20 protein-coding genes are annotated in these 19,102 nt (G+C 48.4%); 9 read left to right on the forward strand and 11 right to left on the reverse strand.

Annotation, left to right across the window (positions count from 1 at the left end):
• Positions 1 to 63: 63 nt before the first annotated feature.
• Both thrH and Q0882_RS01245 read right to left on the reverse strand, forming a co-directional pair.
• Positions 64 to 681: a bifunctional phosphoserine phosphatase/homoserine phosphotransferase ThrH gene (gene thrH, locus Q0882_RS01240; RefSeq protein ID WP_299176904.1), complete on the reverse strand. Its 618-nt coding sequence runs from the start codon at positions 679 to 681 to the stop codon at positions 64 to 66.
• A gap of 111 nt (positions 682 to 792) precedes the next feature.
• Positions 793 to 1,689: a LysR family transcriptional regulator gene (locus Q0882_RS01245; protein ID WP_299176906.1), complete on the reverse strand. Its 897-nt coding sequence runs from the start codon at positions 1,687 to 1,689 to the stop codon at positions 793 to 795.
• Positions 1,690 to 1,784: 95 nt separating this feature from the next.
• Between Q0882_RS01245 and Q0882_RS01250 the strand changes: the two genes are divergently transcribed.
• The 3 genes from Q0882_RS01250 to Q0882_RS01260 are packed head-to-tail and all read left to right on the forward strand — an operon-like array spanning position 1,785 to position 4,887.
• A complete protein-coding gene (locus Q0882_RS01250; protein ID WP_299176907.1) occupies positions 1,785 to 3,467 on the forward strand; it encodes a sigma-54-dependent Fis family transcriptional regulator in 1,683 nt (560 codons plus the stop codon).
• Entirely contained in the window at positions 3,464 to 3,868 is a 405-nt protein-coding gene (locus Q0882_RS01255) for a heme-binding protein (RefSeq protein WP_299176909.1), read from the forward strand. Before Q0882_RS01250 ends, Q0882_RS01255 begins: the two co-directional genes overlap by 4 nt.
• The gene (locus Q0882_RS01260) at positions 3,865 to 4,887 is read left to right on the forward strand and encodes an LLM class flavin-dependent oxidoreductase (RefSeq protein WP_299176911.1); all 1,023 of its coding nucleotides are present in this window, start codon (positions 3,865 to 3,867) and stop codon (positions 4,885 to 4,887) included. Before Q0882_RS01255 ends, Q0882_RS01260 begins: the two co-directional genes overlap by 4 nt.
• 92 nt (positions 4,888 to 4,979) lie before the next feature.
• Here the strand turns inward: Q0882_RS01260 and panD are convergent, their stop codons facing one another.
• The gene (panD, locus tag Q0882_RS01265) at positions 4,980 to 5,414 is read right to left on the reverse strand and encodes an aspartate 1-decarboxylase (RefSeq protein WP_299176914.1); all 435 of its coding nucleotides are present in this window, start codon (positions 5,412 to 5,414) and stop codon (positions 4,980 to 4,982) included.
• A gap of 501 nt (positions 5,415 to 5,915) precedes the next feature.
• On the opposite strand from panD, the gene metH reads away from it, so the two are divergent.
• A complete protein-coding gene (gene metH / locus Q0882_RS01270; protein WP_299176917.1) occupies positions 5,916 to 9,620 on the forward strand; it encodes a methionine synthase in 3,705 nt (1,234 codons plus the stop codon).
• Positions 9,621 to 9,765: 145 nt separating this feature from the next.
• Here metH and Q0882_RS01275 read toward each other — a convergent pair whose 3' ends face one another.
• Positions 9,766 to 10,254, reverse strand: coding sequence for a thioesterase family protein (locus Q0882_RS01275; protein WP_299176920.1), 489 nt, complete (start codon positions 10,252 to 10,254; stop codon positions 9,766 to 9,768).
• 144 nt (positions 10,255 to 10,398) lie between these two features.
• On the opposite strand from Q0882_RS01275, the gene Q0882_RS01280 reads away from it, so the two are divergent.
• Both Q0882_RS01280 and Q0882_RS01285 read left to right on the forward strand, forming a co-directional pair.
• Positions 10,399 to 11,265, forward strand: coding sequence for an MBL fold metallo-hydrolase (locus Q0882_RS01280; protein ID WP_299176923.1), 867 nt, complete (start codon positions 10,399 to 10,401; stop codon positions 11,263 to 11,265).
• A gap of 72 nt (positions 11,266 to 11,337) precedes the next feature.
• Positions 11,338 to 12,105, forward strand: coding sequence for a DUF4197 domain-containing protein (locus tag Q0882_RS01285; RefSeq protein WP_299176925.1), 768 nt, complete (start codon positions 11,338 to 11,340; stop codon positions 12,103 to 12,105).
• A 191-nt stretch (positions 12,106 to 12,296) separates the two neighbouring features.
• On the opposite strand, the gene Q0882_RS01290 is transcribed toward Q0882_RS01285, so the two are convergent.
• Positions 12,297 to 12,557 carry a DUF3622 domain-containing protein gene (locus tag Q0882_RS01290; protein WP_299176927.1) on the reverse strand — a complete coding sequence of 87 codons (261 nt, stop codon included), beginning with the start codon at positions 12,555 to 12,557 and terminating at the stop codon, positions 12,297 to 12,299.
• 166 nt (positions 12,558 to 12,723) lie between these two features.
• On the opposite strand from Q0882_RS01290, the gene Q0882_RS01295 reads away from it, so the two are divergent.
• Both Q0882_RS01295 and Q0882_RS01300 read left to right on the forward strand, forming a co-directional pair.
• Positions 12,724 to 13,143, forward strand: coding sequence for a DUF2185 domain-containing protein (locus Q0882_RS01295; protein WP_299176929.1), 420 nt, complete (start codon positions 12,724 to 12,726; stop codon positions 13,141 to 13,143).
• Between the two features lie 137 nt (positions 13,144 to 13,280).
• Complete coding sequence (locus tag Q0882_RS01300; protein ID WP_299176932.1) at positions 13,281 to 13,700, forward strand: Hsp20 family protein; 420 nt, start codon at positions 13,281 to 13,283, stop codon at positions 13,698 to 13,700.
• A gap of 51 nt (positions 13,701 to 13,751) precedes the next feature.
• On the opposite strand, the gene Q0882_RS01305 is transcribed toward Q0882_RS01300, so the two are convergent.
• The 5 genes from Q0882_RS01305 to Q0882_RS01325 form a co-directional block, all read right to left on the reverse strand.
• On the reverse strand, positions 13,752 to 14,267 hold the full coding sequence (locus tag Q0882_RS01305; RefSeq protein WP_299176935.1) for an O-acetyl-ADP-ribose deacetylase: 516 nt from the start codon (positions 14,265 to 14,267) through the stop codon (positions 13,752 to 13,754).
• Complete coding sequence (locus tag Q0882_RS01310; protein ID WP_299176938.1) at positions 14,260 to 14,610, reverse strand: cupin domain-containing protein; 351 nt, start codon at positions 14,608 to 14,610, stop codon at positions 14,260 to 14,262. Before Q0882_RS01310 ends, Q0882_RS01305 begins: the two co-directional genes overlap by 8 nt.
• Before the next feature lie 251 nt (positions 14,611 to 14,861).
• Positions 14,862 to 15,431: an AmmeMemoRadiSam system protein A gene (gene amrA, locus Q0882_RS01315; RefSeq protein ID WP_299176941.1), complete on the reverse strand. Its 570-nt coding sequence runs from the start codon at positions 15,429 to 15,431 to the stop codon at positions 14,862 to 14,864.
• Positions 15,418 to 16,200, reverse strand: a complete 783-nt coding sequence (amrB, locus tag Q0882_RS01320; protein ID WP_299176944.1) for an AmmeMemoRadiSam system protein B — start codon at positions 16,198 to 16,200, stop codon at positions 15,418 to 15,420. Before amrB ends, amrA begins: the two co-directional genes overlap by 14 nt.
• A gap of 82 nt (positions 16,201 to 16,282) precedes the next feature.
• Positions 16,283 to 17,227, reverse strand: coding sequence for a tRNA-dihydrouridine synthase (locus Q0882_RS01325; RefSeq protein ID WP_299176947.1), 945 nt, complete (start codon positions 17,225 to 17,227; stop codon positions 16,283 to 16,285).
• A gap of 85 nt (positions 17,228 to 17,312) precedes the next feature.
• Here Q0882_RS01325 and thpR point away from each other — a divergent pair, with 85 nt between their 5' ends.
• Complete coding sequence (gene thpR / locus Q0882_RS01330; RefSeq protein ID WP_299176950.1) at positions 17,313 to 17,834, forward strand: RNA 2',3'-cyclic phosphodiesterase; 522 nt, start codon at positions 17,313 to 17,315, stop codon at positions 17,832 to 17,834.
• 45 nt (positions 17,835 to 17,879) lie between these two features.
• Here the strand turns inward: thpR and Q0882_RS01335 are convergent, their stop codons facing one another.
• Complete coding sequence (locus Q0882_RS01335) at positions 17,880 to 19,097, reverse strand: O-succinylhomoserine sulfhydrylase (RefSeq protein WP_299176953.1); 1,218 nt, start codon at positions 19,095 to 19,097, stop codon at positions 17,880 to 17,882.
• Positions 19,098 to 19,102 lie beyond the last annotated feature (5 nt).

Genomic DNA, 19,102 nt, shown 5'->3' on the forward strand with positions numbered 1-19,102 from the left:
ATAAAAAACAAAAAAGCGACCCGGACGGTCGCTTTAAATATTCTTTCTGATACCAGACGGCTCTTACAAAGTCAGATCACGGTTACTTGCTTTAATAAACTCTTTCTTAAGATCTTCATAAGTGTGAACCGCAGGGAATTGAGGGAATTCTGCAATCACATTATCTGGGGCGTGGAACAGAATGCCGGCTTCTGCCTGCTTCAACATAGTGGTGTCATTATAAGAATCACCCGCTGAAATAACGCGGTAGTTCAACAACTGGAAGGCACGCACGGACTGGCGTTTAGGATCTTTCTGGCGAAGCGTATAATCGGTAATACGTCCCTCTTCATTGACCTCCAACTTGTGGCACAGCAAAGTCGGGAAACCTAACTGACGCATCAGAGGCTGAGAGAACTCGTAGAACGTATCTGACAGAATCACAACCTGGAAGCGTTCACGCAACCAGTTAACAAATTCAACAGCACCCTCAAGCGGTTCAAGCTTGCTGATGGTTTCCTGAATTTGAGGCAGTTTCAGGCCATGCTCATCAAGAATGCGCAGACGCTGCTGCATCAACTCGTCATAGCAAGGAATATCACGTGTTGTCGCTTTTAGCTCTTCAATACCAGTTTCTTCAGCAAAAGCGATCCAGATTTCTGGGATCAGTACCCCTTCAAGGTCAAGACATGCGAGTTCCACGTGTAACTCCTAAATTATATTTGGTGTGCTTTTTTGATACGCTAAATCAGCGTTTATTGCGCGCCAATTTACCTGCAATAGCCATACCTTGCAAGGCACTATTAGGCCTATTCAGGCCGACAGCGCTGCTCGTTCCTGCTCGACTTTATCCATTATGAAACTAATAAACAGCCGGACTTTTGCAGGAAGGTACTGTCGATGCGGATATAGCAGTTGCACTTCACGCCCGATCGGTTGCCAAAGAGGAAGGACCGTCACCATCCGTCCATAGGTCAGGGACTCCCCAACAACATAGTCTGGCAGATTCGCAATACCCAATCCGGCCTCGACGGATTCAGCAGCTGCACTGAGCTCATCGATACGTAATCGGGGTTCTGCACTAAAGGTATGTAGCCGCCCCTCCCGGTCATGGAAATTCCAACTGGGTGAACTCCGCGACATAATCAACGGATAATTGCGCAGGTCGTCCAGAGTTTCGGGATGGCCCAGCTTTAGAATCAACTCTCTGCTTGCACATAATGAGAAACGAGAGGTGAAAAGCGGACGGCAGATCCAGTCCCGTATCTTAATATCTCCAATGCGGAAAGCGATATCCACTCCCTCCGCCTTCAGATCCACATTTCGGTTCACCAGCATCAGATCTAGATGGATCCCCGGATGCAACTCCATAAACTCAAAAAACCAAGCATTCAGAAGCGCATTTGCCAGACTCACAGGAGCAGTCACCCTAAGCTCTCCTGTCGGAGATGTCAGTTCACTATCAACCCCCTGAGTAGCTTCAGTCAGTTCAGAATAGAGCGGCTGACATCGCCGGTAAAACAGTGTCCCTGCTTCTGTCAGGGTCAACTTCCGCGCACTGCGGTAGAGCAGTTGGTAACCCAACTGCTCTTCCAGCTGCTGAATACGGCGACTCAAGGTAGAGGTCGGCATTTTAAGATGGTCTGCCGCTTTGATGTAGCTGCCCTGCTCGGCCACTGTGACAAACAGGAATAGGTTTTGATAATCCATGTGATCCCATATATAGGATTTAAGTTCTCATTATTACCTATAAATTTAATATACGAGATCAACTAGAATCAATTAAAAAATTATGAGCGCATTCCATGGATACAATTTCTCTACTGGATGATAAACACCTCAGCCATCAGATCCGCTTCCAGGATCGGGATGGTCAGATCTGGTTGGATGAGCAGCGTGTATTACTCCTGCAACTAACCGCCCTGGCAGAATTTCGCAAAGAACAGATTGATACCGTCGGGCTTGAAAGAGCGAAAGGTTTCTTTATGCGCCTCGGCTATAGCCTGGGGAAAAAAGATGCGCAGTTGGCTCTAAGACTGGGTAAGAGCAAAAGTGCCATCAACCTTATCCGTACTGGCTTCAGCCTTCACTCGCTCAAAGGAATGGTTAAAACGGTAGAACAGGCTCTGGAAGTGGATCAGAGCCAGAACCATTTCTATGCCGAATACCTGATGCACGACTCCTATGAAGCAGAGATGTTCAAATCTGAGCTAGGCACTCTGGATGAACCGGTTTGCTGGAGCCTGATAGGCCATGCCAGCGCCTTCACCTCGGCCCTGCTCGGACAGGAGATTCTATTTAAAGAGATCACCTGTACTGGTTGCGGTGATAGCAACTGTCTGCTCGTCGGTAAACCTGCAGCACAGTGGGAGGACGTGGATACCTACCGTAATTATTTCAGTAAGAATCCGATCATAGAAGAGCTGTATGAGCTGCAATCGCAGATCTCCGTATTGCGACATAAAGTAGATAATGAATCGACTTTGGGTAACTTTCGCGGCCAGTCCAGCGAATTTAAAAACGTGTGTAAACTGGCCAATCGGGCTGCCGAAGCCAGTGTTACCGTCCTTCTATTGGGTGAAACCGGTGTAGGTAAAGAGCTCGTCGCCCGTGGCATCCATGATGCCAGTGAACGTAAAGATAACAGCTTTGTAGCGGTAAACTGTGCTGCTATCCCGCCCGATCTGATCGAATCAGAGCTGTTTGGTGTTGAAAAAGGAGCCTTTACCGGTGCCACTCAATCCCGTGAAGGGCGATTTGAACGCGCCCATCAGGGCACTATCTTTCTGGATGAGGTGGTTGAACTCTCCCCACGTGCTCAGGCAGCACTGCTGAGAGTACTTCAGGAGGGTGAACTGGAACGTGTAGGCGATAACCAAACCCGGTTAATAGACGTTCGCGTGGTTGCCGCTACCAATGAATCGCTTGAAGAAGCGGTCCGTGAAGGTCGCTTCAGAGCCGATCTCTACTATCGACTTAATGTCTATCCGATCCATATCCCTGCGCTTCGAGATCGACGCGATGACATCCCCCTGCTCATCGAGCATTTCCTGGAGAAGTATCACGCTTACTACAACAAGCGTACCGCCGGACTCTCAGGACTGGCAATGCAGGCGATGATGAATTATGAGTGGCCCGGCAATGTACGTGAGCTGGAAAACCTGATTGAACGCGGTCTCATCCTGACCGATAACGGGGAGGAGGTCAGTGCGCAATCGCTTTTCCCAACATTAGAGATTCCCCAAGAGAGCCAGCGAATCTCTGAAGATGGTCATCTTGTTGAAGCTTCAGAGCTGATCGAACAGGAAGAGAATGAGCACTGGATCAATCAGGCACTGCACGCTTGCGAATCACTGGAAGATATTGAGAAAAAACTGCTGGATTTTGCCCTGGATAAAGCTCAGGGCAATGTCTCTGAAGCAGCCAGGGTATTGGGCATCTCGCGCCCTACCCTAGCCTACCGAATGAAGAAGATGGAAGAACGATGATCACTCAGAATATAGCTGAACAGTTAATCCGGTCAGCCGAAGAGAAAGCCAACGCACTTGGGGTCAATGTATGCATAGCGATCACCGATGCTGGAGCCCACTTGTGCGCATTCAAGCGGATGGATCATGCCTTTACAGGCTCAGTGGATGTCGCCATCGGCAAAGCCCGGACTTCTGCACTTTTTCCGGTTCCTTCCGGAGCTTTCGGCGCGTTGGTTCGTGAAGAGAAATTAACCGGCATGGAACTGACCAACCAGGGTCTGGTTGCTTTTCCGGGAGGCCTCCCAATCATGTATGGGAAACAGCAGATCGGTGCGATCGGCATTTCAGGCGCAACGGCAGAACAGGATGATGAGATCGCCCGCTACGCAGAGACCAATATTGAGGAAAACATCAGATGAGCCAATTAAAACTCAGCATCGTTGATCAGGCCCCGGTTCACGACAATAAAACTCAGGCTGATGCCCTGCATGATAGCGTTAAGCTGGCCCAACTGGCAGATTCACTCGGTTATCACCGCTATTGGATCGCAGAGCATCATGCAACACCCTCCTATGCCAGTCCATGCCCTGAAATTATTATCGGACAGATTGCGGCCAATACCCAGAACATCAAGGTGGGAAGCGGCGGTGTCATGCTATCGCATTACAGTCCCTATAAAGTGGCTGAGGTATTCCGCACACTGGAAGCATTCTTCCCCGGCCGGATCGATTTAGGGGTAGGTCGTGCACCCGGAGGCTCTGAACTACCAACACGCGCACTGGCCTTCCCTTACGATCCTGCAGGGAGAGAGAATTTTCCCGAGTTACTCAGATCATTGACCGGATTCATTGACGACCAGATGCCTGAAGACCACCCTTTCAATGGGTTGAAAACGACTCCGCAGGGTGGCAACAAACCCGCCATCTGGACTCTTGGTTCCAGCGATGGAAGTATCGACCTTGCCGCTGAGCTTGGCCTTGGCTTTGTATTAGCACTGTTTATTGGTACGCATGAGCGTCCGGCGGATATCATTGCCCGCTACCGCAAGGCCTTTCGTCCTAGACCAGGCAGCTCTATTGAGACACCTCAGGCAGCCATCTCCAGTGCGGTAATCTGCGCAGGTACACAGGAGGAAGCGGAGCTTTTAGCGGCCTCACATACATACTGGAAAGTGAACGCTTTCCGTCATGGGATCCGGGAGGGGATAAAACCCCCTGAAGAGTGTATGGATCTTTATAAAAAGATGTCGCCGACTGACCAGTCTTACTTTGATGAAACCCGTAATAGCATGATCACCGGTACACCGGAGCAGTGCCGGGAAGAGCTGGAAGCACAGGCGGATTTCTACAAGGTCGATGAAGTGATTGCGGTTGCTGTAACCTATAGCTTTGAGAAACGTTGCCAGAGCTACACCCTGCTTGCAGAGGCATTCAGCTGATAGGGTACACCAGATAAAAAGAAACCCCGCAGCGATGCGAGGTTTCTAAAAAATAAAAACCACCCTTTCAGGTGGTTTTTTTAAAATCTTGGTCAGATATCTTTTGGCTGAACAGGGATAGCCTGTTTCATACCTGTCAGTACATTGCGCTGATGAAGTTCTTCATCAGTTGCACCAACACCGCCATCTGCCTTGGCATTTTCGAAATAGCACAACGTAGGCTGGTGCTCGTCCGCTTCTTTTTCGTCCAACTGGACATAAGAAGCGATGATCAGCAGGTCACCTTTGCTTGCTTTGTGCGCTGCCGCGCCATTAACAGAGATGATTCCACTGTTATCTTCTGCACGGATTGCATATGTAGTGAAGCGTTCACCATTGTTGATGTTATAAATATGAATCAATTCATATTCACGAATGCCTGATTTATCAAGCAATACACCATCGATTGCACATGAACCTTCGTAGTGCAGTTCTGCATGAGTTACCGTGACCCGGTGCAGCTTACACTTCAAGAATGTCTGCAGCATAGACTAAAATCCTGCGTTTGCTCATCTGTACCAGATTACTCTGGTTTCCCCCTTTCGCCACTCAACCATAGTCCGATAAACAATAGTTTTATCGACTTCAGTTGTGAGGCACATAACGCCACACTTATCAGTAGATGGCTCAGTATGAACCTGATAACCCATCTGAAGTGTGCTTTCTTTCTATACCGGCATCTCAACCAGCTTTGTTGCGGCGCACATATTACTAAAAAACGTTCAGAATATTAACCAAACATTGATTAAATTGTATTCATACGACACAAAGGGCGGCTATTCTACCATCATCTACTGAAAATTTAAGAGGGAAAACACCTATTCTTTAGATCAAAGCACTCCTAAATCCCTGATGTTAATAGCATCCAGGTTTTAATGGTCAAATTGAAACTGACTCATCAAGACATTAACTTTACTCACTCCCTTTCTTAACTAATTGATTTACAATACCCATCTTAATTTTGTAGTCGCTGATTCAGGTATTCCACTGTGACAGATAAAACCTTGACCGAAACGCTTTCAGAAAGCTTAAAAAACCGCATCATGATTTTGGATGGTGGCATGGGCACCATGATCCAGGATTACAAACTTGAAGAGGCGGATTACCGTGGTGAGCGCTTTGCTGACTGGCATATTGAAGTCAAAGGTAACAATGACCTTCTGGTTCTGTCCAAGCCGGACATCATCAGAGCGATCCACAAAGAATACCTGCTGGCTGGTGCAGATATCATAGAGACCAACACGTTCAATGCCACTCAGATCGCTATGGCGGATTATGAGATGGAATCACTGAGCCGTGAAATCAACGTTGAAGCTGCAAAGCTTGCTCGACAGGCCTGTGATGAAGTAACCGCAGAAACACCCGAGCGGCCACGCTATGTAGCAGGTGTGCTCGGCCCAACAAACCGCACCTGCTCCATCTCACCTGATGTCAATGATCCCGCATTCCGTAATGTCAGTTTCAATGAACTCGTAGAGGCCTATACAGAATCAATAGACGGTTTGATCGAGGGTGGCTCCGATATCATTTTGATTGAAACCATCTTCGATACGCTGAATGCCAAAGCAGCGATCTATGCGGTTGAAACCTATTTTGAAGAGAACCAGATCCGTTTACCGGTCATGATCTCAGGTACGATAACCGATGCATCGGGCCGTACACTTTCCGGTCAGACAACCGAGGCATTCTGGAACTCGGTGCGTCACGCCAAGCCGATCTCAGTCGGCCTGAACTGTGCCCTGGGTCCTAAAGAGCTGCGTCAATATGTAGAAGAGCTGTCACGCATATCTGAAACATTTGTCTCAGCTCACCCCAATGCGGGTCTGCCAAATGCCTTTGGAGGTTATGATGAAACTCCAGAGCAGATGGCTACCGAGATCAGTGAATGGGCACAATCCGGTTTCCTGAACATCATCGGTGGCTGCTGTGGCACCACACCTGCACATATTAAAGCGATGTGTGCCGCTGCAGAGAAAGCGGCTCCCCGACAGTTGCCTGAGATTCCGGTCGGGTGCCGTCTCTCAGGCCTGGAACCGATGAATATCGGTGAAAGCACCCTGTTTGTTAACGTTGGTGAACGTACCAACGTAACAGGTTCGGCTATGTTTAAACGCCTTATCAAAGAGCAGGATTACGAAACTGCGCTGGATGTAGCACGTCAACAGGTCGAAAACGGCGCCCAGATTATCGACATTAACATGGACGAAGGGATGCTGGATGCCCATGCGGCCATGGTTAAATTCCTCAATCTGATCGCATCAGAACCCGATATCGCTTGTGTACCCATCATGATCGACTCCTCAAAGTGGGATGTAATCGAAGCGGGTCTGCAATGCATTCAGGGTAAAGGGATCGTTAACTCTATCAGCCTGAAAGAGGGCGAAGAGAATTTCATCGAGCAGGCGAAGAAACTCCGCCGCTACGGTGCCGCCGTTGTTGTAATGGCCTTCGATGAAGCCGGTCAGGCGGATACCTATGAACGCAAAATTGAGATCTGTGAGCGTTCATACCGCGTACTGGTTGATAAAGTCGGTTACCCTGCTGAAGATATCATCTTTGACCCGAATATCTTTGCCGTCGCAACCGGCATTGAAGAGCACAATAATTACGCAGTCGATTTCATTCAGGCCACCGGCTGGATTAAAAAGAACCTGCCCTACGCCAAGATCTCAGGCGGCGTGTCTAACGTCTCTTTCTCCTTCCGTGGTAACAACCCGGTTCGAGAAGCGATCCACTGTGTATTCCTCTACCATGCTATTCAGCAGGGTATGGATATGGGTATCGTCAACGCCGGCCAGCTGGCTATCTACGATGATCTGCCTGAAGAGCTGCGTCTTGCCGTTGAGGATGTCATTCAGAACACCCGCGATGATGGTACAGAGCGCCTGCTCGATATTGCTGAAAAATATCGCGGGGACGGTACTCAGCAGGAGGACACCAAAACTCAGGAGTGGCGCAGCTGGGAGGTAAACAAACGCCTCGAGCATGCGCTGGTAAAAGGCATTACCGAATTTATCGAAGAGGATACCGAAGAAGCTCGCCAGAACCATGAACGCCCACTTCACGTCATTGAAGGTCCGTTGATGGATGGAATGAGCGTCGTCGGTGACCTGTTTGGTGCGGGTAAAATGTTCCTTCCCCAGGTCGTGAAATCGGCCCGCGTAATGAAAAAAGCGGTCGCCTACCTGATGCCGTTTATTGAAGAGGAGAAGGATGGCGCAAGCCAATCGAACGGCAAGATTGTCATGGCGACCGTTAAAGGTGATGTGCACGACATCGGCAAAAACATTGTGGGTGTGGTTCTACAGTGTAACAACTATGAGATCATCGATCTTGGAGTCATGGTCCCTGCAGAAACAATCCTGCGAACAGCACGCGAAGAGAACGCTGATCTTATCGGACTCTCAGGCCTGATCACCCCCTCACTGGATGAGATGGTACACGTTGCTAAAGAGATGGAACGCCAAGAGTTCAATATCCCGTTGCTGATTGGCGGTGCAACAACATCCAAAGCACACACTGCCGTGAAGATCGATCCTGGCTACCACCGCGATCAGGTTGTTCATGTCACTAACGCTTCCCGTGCGGTAAATGTAGCTTCAAACCTACTGGGTGAGAAAAAAGCCGCCTATGTAAAAGAGATTCAGGAAGAGTACGAAGCGGTACGTGAACGTCATGCTGCACGCATGACGGATAAACGCCGCGTTACGCTGGAAGCTGCTCGCGAGAACAAGTTTAAAATTGAGTGGGACAACTACCAGCCCCCCGCTCCTCTGCAACCAGGCATCCATGTATTTGATGAGATCTCATTGAGCGATATTCTTGAGTACTTCGACTGGACGCCATTCTTCCACTCATGGGAGCTGGCAGGCCGTTATCCGCGCATTCTCAATGATGAAATCATCGGCGAAGAAGCGACTAAGCTGTTTGAAGATGCACAGGTGATGTTGCGAAAACTGGTCGATGAGAAGCTACTGACAGCCAAAGCGGTGGTGGGAATCTTCCCGGCTAATACAATCAATCATGATGACATTGAGCTCTACACCGACGAAAGCCGGTCAGAGGTCCTGATGCAGCTGCATCACCTGCGACAGCAAACTGAAAAGGTCGCAGGTAAAGCGCATATGTGTCTGTCTGATTTTGTGGCTCCGAAAGAATCCGGAAAACAGGATCATCTTGGTGCTTTCGCGGTGACCGCGGGCCATGGTTGTGATGAACTGGTTGCCAAGTATGATGCCGACCATGACGACTACAACGCGATTATGGTAAAAGCGCTGGCTGATCGCTTTGCAGAAGCACTCGCTGAGATGATGCATGATAAAGTCCGTAAAGAGATCTGGGGTTATGCAACAGATGAGCAGTTGAGTAACGATGAGCTGATTGCGGAGAAATACAAAGGTATCCGCCCGGCTCCCGGTTATCCAGCCTGCCCTGAACACACGGAAAAAGGTCTGCTATGGAAGTTATTAGATGTTGAAAACAACACCGGCATGACTCTGACTGATGCTTATGCCATGTTGCCAACCGCAGCAGTGAGCGGTTTCTACTTCAGTCATCCTGAATCGCAGTATTTCGGTGTTGCCAAGATCAGTGAAGATCAGGTGGAGAGTTACGCAAAACGTAAAGGAATGGAGATGAAAGAAGCTGAACGCTGGCTTGCGCCTAATCTGGGTTATGAACCTGAAGAGGGCTAACGACCTCCTCCTGCTAAAACCATAAAAGCCGAACAGGTTACTGTTCGGCTTTTATGTAATCAGTGACAATCCTCTTAACTTACTTTTTAAACCCTCTTAGGCTGAGTAGTTTCCCACGATCCAATCAAGTAACAGATTACCTCTGTTAACGCCGTTTGATACCGATCACCCTGCCAATTTTGCTTGGCTTACTAAGAGTCTTCTGCAACTCGGATAACAGCTTAATTTGAGTGACGACCGGCTCTGGAAATTCACAGCTCTTTCGCACACTCAGGTCAACACACATCACCATCTGTTCAATAGTTGATGCCAGATACTCACTCCCATCGGGGGCCTTCGCATACATCTCCATATACAGATGCATCCGTTTATGATCATGATCCAGCAGCTGTGCCCTGACTTCGACCGGCTGATCAAGCACCACCTCATTGTCGTAGGTGATATGATTCTCAAGGACCATCCAGGAGATCTCAGTTGCTTTTGTTACCTCTTCGCTGAGCCCCAGATCTGCAACCAGCTGCTCCCCCGCTTTATCAAAAATAAGCACATAGTAGGCGACATTCATATGGTTATTATAATCCAGCCACTCTGCCTTAATCCGGGTTTGGTAAATTACACCTGCGCGGTTTTCCATTGCTCGATCCCTAGTACAAAAATAACCCATCAATAGTAGCGTTGATATCGATCAGATCCAATGCAAGCTGACTCAATTTGATTTAGACAATGGGCTCACAACTCACCTATCCTGAGATAATAGTATCGACATACGGAGAGTGGGATGACGACCGAACAGGTAGAAGCATTCTATGATGGTACAACAGGCTCAATTAGCTACGTAGTCTATGACCCTGAGAGCCAGATCGGTGCAATTATCGATCCGGTAATGGGCTTTATCCAGAAACGGGGACAGTTAGATCCTCAAGGGGCTGATGCGCTGATCGAGTGGATCGTAAGCAGAGATCTACAGATCGAATGGATATTAGAAACTCACGTTCATGCCGACCACGTAACTGCAGCCAGTTACCTCAAAGATCAGTTGGGTGGGCAACTCGGCATTGGCAGTGAAGTAACCAAAGTGCAGCAAACCTTTGCGAAAATCTTCGGGCTTGAAGGTGCGATCGCCTGTGATGGCAGTCAGTTTGACCGGCTGTTCAAACATCTCGACACGTTTTCAATTGGTACGCTAAAAGCACAGGTGTTACATACCCCCGGGCATACACCTGCCTGCATATCCTACCTGATTGGTAACTCAGCGTTTGTGGGTGACACCCTGTTTATGCCGGATGTAGGTACGGCTCGGTGTGATTTCCCGGGTGGATCGGCTGCACAACTTTTCCACTCGGTTCAAGCCCTCTATCAATTATCTCTGGGGACTCAGCTCTATACCTGCCACGATTACCCACCTGAGAACCAACGCTCCTGGCAGAGCAGAAGTTCAGTTGCTGAACAACAGCAGATCAACATACACCTGAAAGCCGGAACAACCGAAGCCGATTTTCTCGCTTTGAGGCAAAAGAGAGATGAAACACTGGATCTACCCGATCTGATGCTGCCCTCTGTTCAACTCAATATTAATGCAGGCAAGCCATCTGAGGTGACCGAGGGAGAGACCGCCTTCCTTAAAATCCCTCTGAACTATTTTTAACCCTCACTCGTTAAGGCTCCGTTCCAGCATCTCTGTTATGCTGAAACAAACACGAATATGGAAATTGACACCATGAAACATTCCTATTTTATTGCTGTAACCATAGCTTCGATGATCGCCGCCGCCCCACTTCATGCAGGGTGGGCCGATAAGTTAAAAGAAGCGGTACAGGATGAAGAACTCCAAAAGCAGGTGATCGGTACTGCAGTTGGTAGCTCAACCACCAGCACAACATCGCTGGATACACAAACACTGATCGATGGTTTAAAAGAAGCGCTCGAGGTAGGGAGTAAGCGTGCTATTTCTGAGATCAGCCAGCCGGGGGGCTATCTCGATAATCAACAGATCCGTATCCCGCTCCCTGATGGAATTGATGACGTCGCCTCACTACTCAGAAAATATGGCCTTGAGCAACAGGTTGATCAGTTTGAAGAGAGCATGAACCGTGCTGCAGAAAAAGCCGCCCCGCAAGCAACTGACCTGATCGTCAATGCTGTCAAAGAGATGACATTTGAAGATGCAAAAAAGATCTACGAAGGTGCTGATGATTCAGCCACGGAGTATTTTAAATCTAAAACCTCCGATCAGCTCCGCGCCTTATTCCAACCCAGCGTCAAAGAGTCACTTGGCGAAGTAGGTGCAACCCGCTACTACAGTGAACTGGCGGGGGAAGCTAAAGATATACCGTTTGTCGGAGATAAGGTCAATGTAGACCTCGACAGCTATGTTACCGAAGAGGCACTGAATGGTCTGTTCACCATGCTGGCTGCTGAGGAAAAAAGAATTCGCGAAAACCCGGCGGCGCGAACGACAGATCTTCTGAAAAAAGTATTTAATTAAGCAAGCTGCGAATACGCGGTATAAATTACTGAGGTATACCCGATCAGTTTTACATCATGGTCTTGTGCAATCGGGTTCGTCTGGCTCACCCTGAGGCTTTATTAACGAGCAATAGCCAATGTATCTCCCCCTTGGCACAAACGAAAACGGAGGCGTCACAGCCTCCGTCTTTTTTATCACTTAAGAGTCACTCAGAGATCATCATCAGTAGGGAGTTCACTTTCTGCCCGCTGCTCACGTTTCTCTGCTTTGCGTTTATTACGCTCTATCTGCTGCTCCATAAACTGCTTTAGCTCAGCTTTTGCCCACGCCTTAGCTTCATCTTCGGAGGCAAAACCATCCTGGCGTTTTGAAACAACAACCTTTCGCGCACTCGCCTGTCGCAAAATTTCAGCTGACCAGGTTTCGCCCTCAGCGATTACCTGAAAATCGTATTTCTTACCTTTGGCCATCAATAATTCCTGAAGGTATCTTTAAAACGCCGCATTCTATCACGACTGGCCGAGTCTGAAGACAGATTTATTATCTCTGTTTCATCTCTTCTCCTTTTGCTGAGTAGCCTGACTCCCCGCTACAGTTTAAAATAGAGTGCATTCAAATAATGGCTTAAGAGTGATCATGAAATCTGTAGACGTTGACACACCTACTACCCCAGAGTCAGAAACTAATCAGACCAAAAATGGCTTTCTGGCCCTCGTTTCAAAGCTATGCTTTGACGAAAAGCTGCCTATCCGATTCATGTATAAAACAGTACCTGAACACCTAAACGATACTGGCTGGAGAATGTTCACCGGATACGAAACTGAAGAGTTTCTGGAAGATGAGCTTTCTAACCTACTCCCTGTCCCCGTTGAGAAAATGTGCCAGTTGGATCCCTCTATGACTGAACTCGTAACATATAACGCGGGGACTGTCTGGGAGCGCGCACCTGAAAGCGAAGGTTGGGAGCGCGTACATGATTATCGCATTCCCTCTCCGAAGGTCGATGTTGAGATAACAAACGATGTTGATCGATTCAAAGTAGGACCGGACGAATAATTTTTATTAGCTACGCTTGAATTCTCATCAAGCGACATTATCTATCTAGGTAACAAGCGCTCAGGAGAGGCTTGTTGAAGCGCCCGCTCAATATGAGGGGCTCCTTAATTGATATATTGCTTGATGAGGATATACCTATGCGTGAATTTGATCTGACTCCACTTTACCGCTCAGCCATTGGCTTCGACCGTTTAGCTAACATGCTGGACAACGCCAACCGTAATGATAACCAACCTGCATTTCCGCCTTATAACATCGAGCTACTCGGCGAGAATAACTACCGAATCACAATGGCAGTTGCAGGGTTTGAAAATGATGAACTCAATATCCAAAGCGAAAGCGGTTCTCTGACTATTACCGGCCAGAAAAAAGAGCAGCCTGAAAACCGCCACTATCTGTATCAGGGTATTGCTGCACGCAATTTCGAACGCAGATTTCAGCTGGCCGACCACGTCAAGGTTGTGAAGGCATCGATGGAAAACGGCTTACTTCATGTAGACCTGATCCACGAAATCCCGGAAGCGATGAAACCCCGACAGATAACAATTGAGGGTTAAGTATCGATTTAATAAAAAAGGAGGCTGCGTGCCTCCTTTTTTGTAAGCACACTACCTGTGTAGCTTGAGTTCTTCTTGGTATAAACGGTGCATCTCCTGACTAAAGGAGCAAAAAATGACCTTATCAATTTGCGGATACGTTTTAAGCAGCTTCAGCACGGTACCGACCGCAATAGCAATCGCTTCCTTCGCCGGATACCCATACACACCACAACTGATTGCAGGAAAGGCGACCGAGTTCAGCTGAGCTGCTACAGCCTGTCCAAATACTGACCTGTAACACTGTTCTAACATTTCAGCCTCCTGATCATCACCACCATACCAGACAGGCCCTACGGTATGGATGATCCAGGGAGCTTTAAGGCGATATCCCCGGGTGAGCTTTGCCTCACCGGTTTCACATCCCCCTAGTGAACGACACTCATCAAGTAGTTGCGGTCCGGCTGCTGCATGAATAGCGCCATCAACGCCGCCGCCTCCCAACAAGCTATTATTGGCAGCATTAACTATCGCATCGACATCCAACTGTGTAATGTCACCACACACAAGTTCGATCTGACTACTCATCTAAGCCACCTGTGTTCTCTGACCGGGGTGCGTTGATATGAACAGCGAGCCAGATTGTAGGCTGCTCCGAGTCTGTCCACTCCACCCGATGTCTGCAGTGGGCAGGTAGAAACAGACTGTCACCGGCTTTGAGTAAACAGAGCTCATCTTTCCCCTCATAACGTATAGACGCACGACCTGAGATGACAATCACCCACTCATCCCAATCCTGATCATACCACTCCCCTTCAGGGGTCGATTGACCATTAGAGACGATGCGCTCAATCCTGACTCCCTCCTGAGAGAGCAGCTGGTCAAACCTTTCCGCATCTCGTCCAGAGCCTGACAGATCGTAGAGGTTCATTTTGCTACCACTCGCCATTGAGAGACAGCCTTTAATAAGTGAAGGAGATAAGTTACTCCGGTGCACCAATCTGCTGCCTTAACATCAACATGAGCGCATTGATTACGCCGAACGTTATATAAGACTTTTATGAATAACAGATGACACCGCCATACTATCAGCATAAAAAACCAGCCATAATGATGATCGTGCAGTCCCGCTCTGGCATTGATTGTTCTGTATCTCATCTTATTCTCCAATGAAAAGATGCACTAACTCGCTCTGTTCTGCTCGCTGATTTTATCAACCTGATAGAGTGAACAACTTATCTGGTCACTCCAGTAATCTTCAGACAATCCCGCCTTTCGCTTCAGCTGCGCAAGAAACCTCTCCGGCTCGGGCAGCTGAACCCACACGGAAGGTAAAAAGGTCGCTCGACGGTCCCCCTCTTCAATCACCAAACCATCTCTGCCGGGGCGAAGGCGCTGTAACAATTCGGTCTCTGATTCAACACTGATCTGCTTAGGCTGCGTTAACACTGATATCTCAATCAGGAGATGATCCAACTCAGGTTTCTCCAACGGTGGAAATCGCGGATCGCTAAATGCAGCAGCCTGAGCATTATTCCAGACCTCCTGCCACAAAGAGCGGATGGCATTCAGGCTCCCAATACAGCCTCGGAGTTGCTGATTCAACATCAGCGTGACAAAACAGGCTTTTCGTTCTGTCAGCCAGTTAGAATCAAGAGGCTCTGGGGGAGAGGATACATTCTCAAATTTTGCTGCAATTGCTTCTCGAGCCAGCTTAATCAAAAGTTCCGATTGAGATCTAGTAAACGACATATGCACCATACCCTACTACCCGCCCTCTATCACCGGCTGGAATATCCCCTGAATTACACTGAGCGATCAGCTCTATCGACTTACCCCTGCTCTGCAACCAATACAGCAAGCCATTGATACCTGGGGAGCCACACGCTTCTTCAGGTTTTATAGAGTAATCTCTGGTAACTATCTTTTGAGTTGTTTGAGCATCGAGCTGCTCAGCGGTTTTAGCATCATGGAAATGGCTCAGATCACTACTAATCAGTATGAGGGTTGGCCTTATGCTAACAACATGATCAATCAGTGACGCGACCCTGCGAGGATCTCTAGCGCCAACAATGACAGGAATTAACGGGGCACTAAACCCCAGCCGTTGCAGAAAGGGTATTTGAACCTCCAGTGAGTGTTCCAGCTCATGAGCTGAGTCATCGAAGCTTACCCACCCCTCACTCACCAGCTCACTTAGCAACGCTGACTCCAGCGGGTAATGACCCAATGGGGTTGCAAAATATGTAACTGACGGCACAACCATACCCTGTACTGCAATCCGGTGTGGAGGACCTATCAGCAATATCTGTTGGTACAGATCTCTCTGCTTCAACAACTCATAAGCCTGACCCGCAATCTCACCTGAATAGATATAACCCGCATGAGGAACGATAAGCGCGGTAGGTGCGTAGTTTAACTTGGCTCCCCCTCCCCCCATCAACTGATCCAACTGAGCAGTTAGCTCAACAGGGTCTGATGGATAGAAAAGGCCGGAGACAGCCGCAGGTCTGACAAGCATGATAAGTACTCTTTAAATGTCCTAACTGAATAATAGACATAGAGAGAGCAATTAACCGCTGAGGCGATATGAATCGTAGAAATTACTGATAGCCCAGTATCGCTTTGAGTTCATCAGGTTTTCGCAGCGTTTTAACTTGCTCAAATAGCTGTTCAGCTTCCTGATATTCTCGTTTCAGGTGGTGTAACCACTGCTTAAGACGACCATGAACGTATTTGGGCGCAATATCCTGTTCAATACGATAGAGGTAGTTTTGTACCAGTTGATTAACATGCTCCCATACATATGGGGAGACTGCCCCATCAGTTTGACGTTGTTTTATCTGCAGTGCCAGATCCGGTTTTGCAATTAATCCCCGACCGATCATCACATCTCGACATCCACTCACGTTTCGGCAACGCAGATAATCATCCCAACTCCATACCTCTCCATTGGCAACGACCGGAATCGATACACTCTCACGGATGCGTGCGATCCACTCCCAGTGCGCTGGTGGACGGTAGCCTTCAAGCTTAGTTCTTGCGTGTACCGCGAGACTATCCGCACCAGCAGTTGCAATAGCATCGGCATTTTCAAGGGCTAATGCTTTATCTTTATTTCCCAGTCGCATCTTTGCCGACACAGGAACCTCAGAGGGCACGGCCTGTCTGACCGCCTTGACGATTTCATGAATCAGCTCAGGCGTATCCAGAAGAACCGCACCACCTTTGCTTTTATTGACAGTTTTAGCGGGACAACCAAAATTAAGGTCGATACCCGGTGCACCGAGTTTAGCTCCTTTGCGAGCATTACCGGCTAACACAGCCGGATCATTTCCAAGCAACTGTAGTATGACAGGGACACCTGCAGCCGTTTTCCCACCGTTAAGTAGCTCAGGACAAAGCCGACGAAATACCTTAGCCGGCATAACTCGATCACTGACACGCAGAAACTCAGTCACACAGTGATCAATACCACCCACTTGCGTCAGCAGATCGCGCATGGTGTAGTCGACTACACCTTCCATTGGAGCCAGAATTATTTTCACAATCGGGGAGTTCTTTCAGCTATGGTTATGAAGGAATCGTATTATAAACAAGCTTCATGCTAAGAATCATAGGGTAAGCAAATATATGCGATTATTTCTGGCGATCGATCTTCCACCCTCAACACAGGAGAGGATCAGCGATCTCTATCTCAGCGAGCATACTGAGGTACGATGGACTCCCACCGAGCAGCTACACCTTACTTTGCAGTTTATCGGTGAAGTTCAGGCGGATGCGATGGATAAGATTACATCTGCGATGGAGGAAGTTACATTTAGACCTTTTGAGTTACAGCTCTCGGGGATCGGGCACTTCCGCTCAGGGATTATCTGGCTGGGAGTAGCGAGAAGCCAAGCCCTCATGCAGCTGCAATCCAGTATTAAATACCACCTTCACCAGCAAGGGATTATCACCGAGCGCAGAAAATTCACCCCTCATATAACCATCGGCCGTTGCAAAAACATCAATCCTATTTTGATGAAAGCGATCGAGGAGAGAGGACTCGGATTCTCAAACAGATTTACCGCAGAAAATTTCCAACTAAAAAGTAGTCGCCTGAGCCCCTTGGGGGCAGAATATCATACTGAGATGGAATTCTTTCCAGATTAAACGAAAAAGCCCGCAGATGCGGGCTTTGAAAGGGTTTAAAAGCGATCAGATCGCCGCTAAACCTAGCAGCATATCGGCTTTTATATCTTCAATAGACTCAATTCCGACAGATAGACGGATTAAGTTATCTTTGATGCCCGCAGCAGCCCTGTCTTCCGGGGTCATACGACCATGGGTTGTTGTCGCAGGATGCGTGATGGTTGTCTTAACATCACCTAAGTTACCAGTAATGGAGACCATTTGCGTTGCATCGATAAAGCGCCATGCAGCGTCCTGCCCACCTTTGACTTCGAATGAGAGCACACCACCAAAACCATCTTGCTGTTTTTTCGCCAGTTCATGCTGTGGATGGCTGATCAGACCTGAATAAAAAACTCGCTCAATGCCATCCTGCTGCTCTAGCCATTCAGCCATCGCCATCGCATTATTGCAGTGAGCATCCATTCGCAGCTTTAACGTTTCCAGGCCTTTCAGGAAGACCCAGGCATTGAAAGGACTCAGACAAGCTCCACCTGTGCGGATAAATCCGAATACCTCTTCCATATGCAAGTCGTTTCCTACAACAACCCCACCAACGCATCGCCCCTGGCCATCTAAGTATTTCGTAGCGGAATGGATGATGATATCAGCCCCCTGCTTCAGAGGCTGCTGCAACATCGGTGTACAGAAACAGTTATCAACCACCAGCAGTGCATCATGCTTGTGAGCAATATCTGCGACTGCAGCAACATCCGTCAGCTCTGATAGTGGGTTTGAGGGCGTTTCCAGAAACAGCATTTTAGTTTCCGGCTCTATCGCCTGCTCCCAACTCTGCAGGTCAGTCGGATCAACATAGGTTACTTTAATCCCGGTACGCGTAAGATACTTATCAAATAGTGATACCGTAGAGCCAAACACACTACGTGAGCAGACGACATGATCACCGTTCTGCATCAGTGACAGACAGGTGCTTAGAATGGCAGCCATACCTGAAGCAGTAGCGACCGCACGCTCACCACCTTCAAGTGCTGCAATGCGTTCTTCAAAAAACTGCACCGTAGGATTGGTGAAACGAGAGTAGATATTCCCCTGCTCTTCACCACCAAAACGGGCAGCCGCTTCTCGTGCGCTTGAAAAAACAAAACTGGAAGTCGGATAGATAGGGTCACTGTGCTCACCTTCCAGGGAGCGATGTTGACCAGAACGCACCGCCAGAGTTGCCAGATCATACCCCTCGGGGTCAAACTGAATCCGCTCAGCACGTTCATAATCGGATATGGACATCAGCC

The sequence above is a fragment of the uncultured Neptuniibacter sp. genome (assembly GCF_947498015.1).
Taxonomy (GTDB): domain Bacteria; phylum Pseudomonadota; class Gammaproteobacteria; order Pseudomonadales; family Balneatricaceae; genus Neptuniibacter.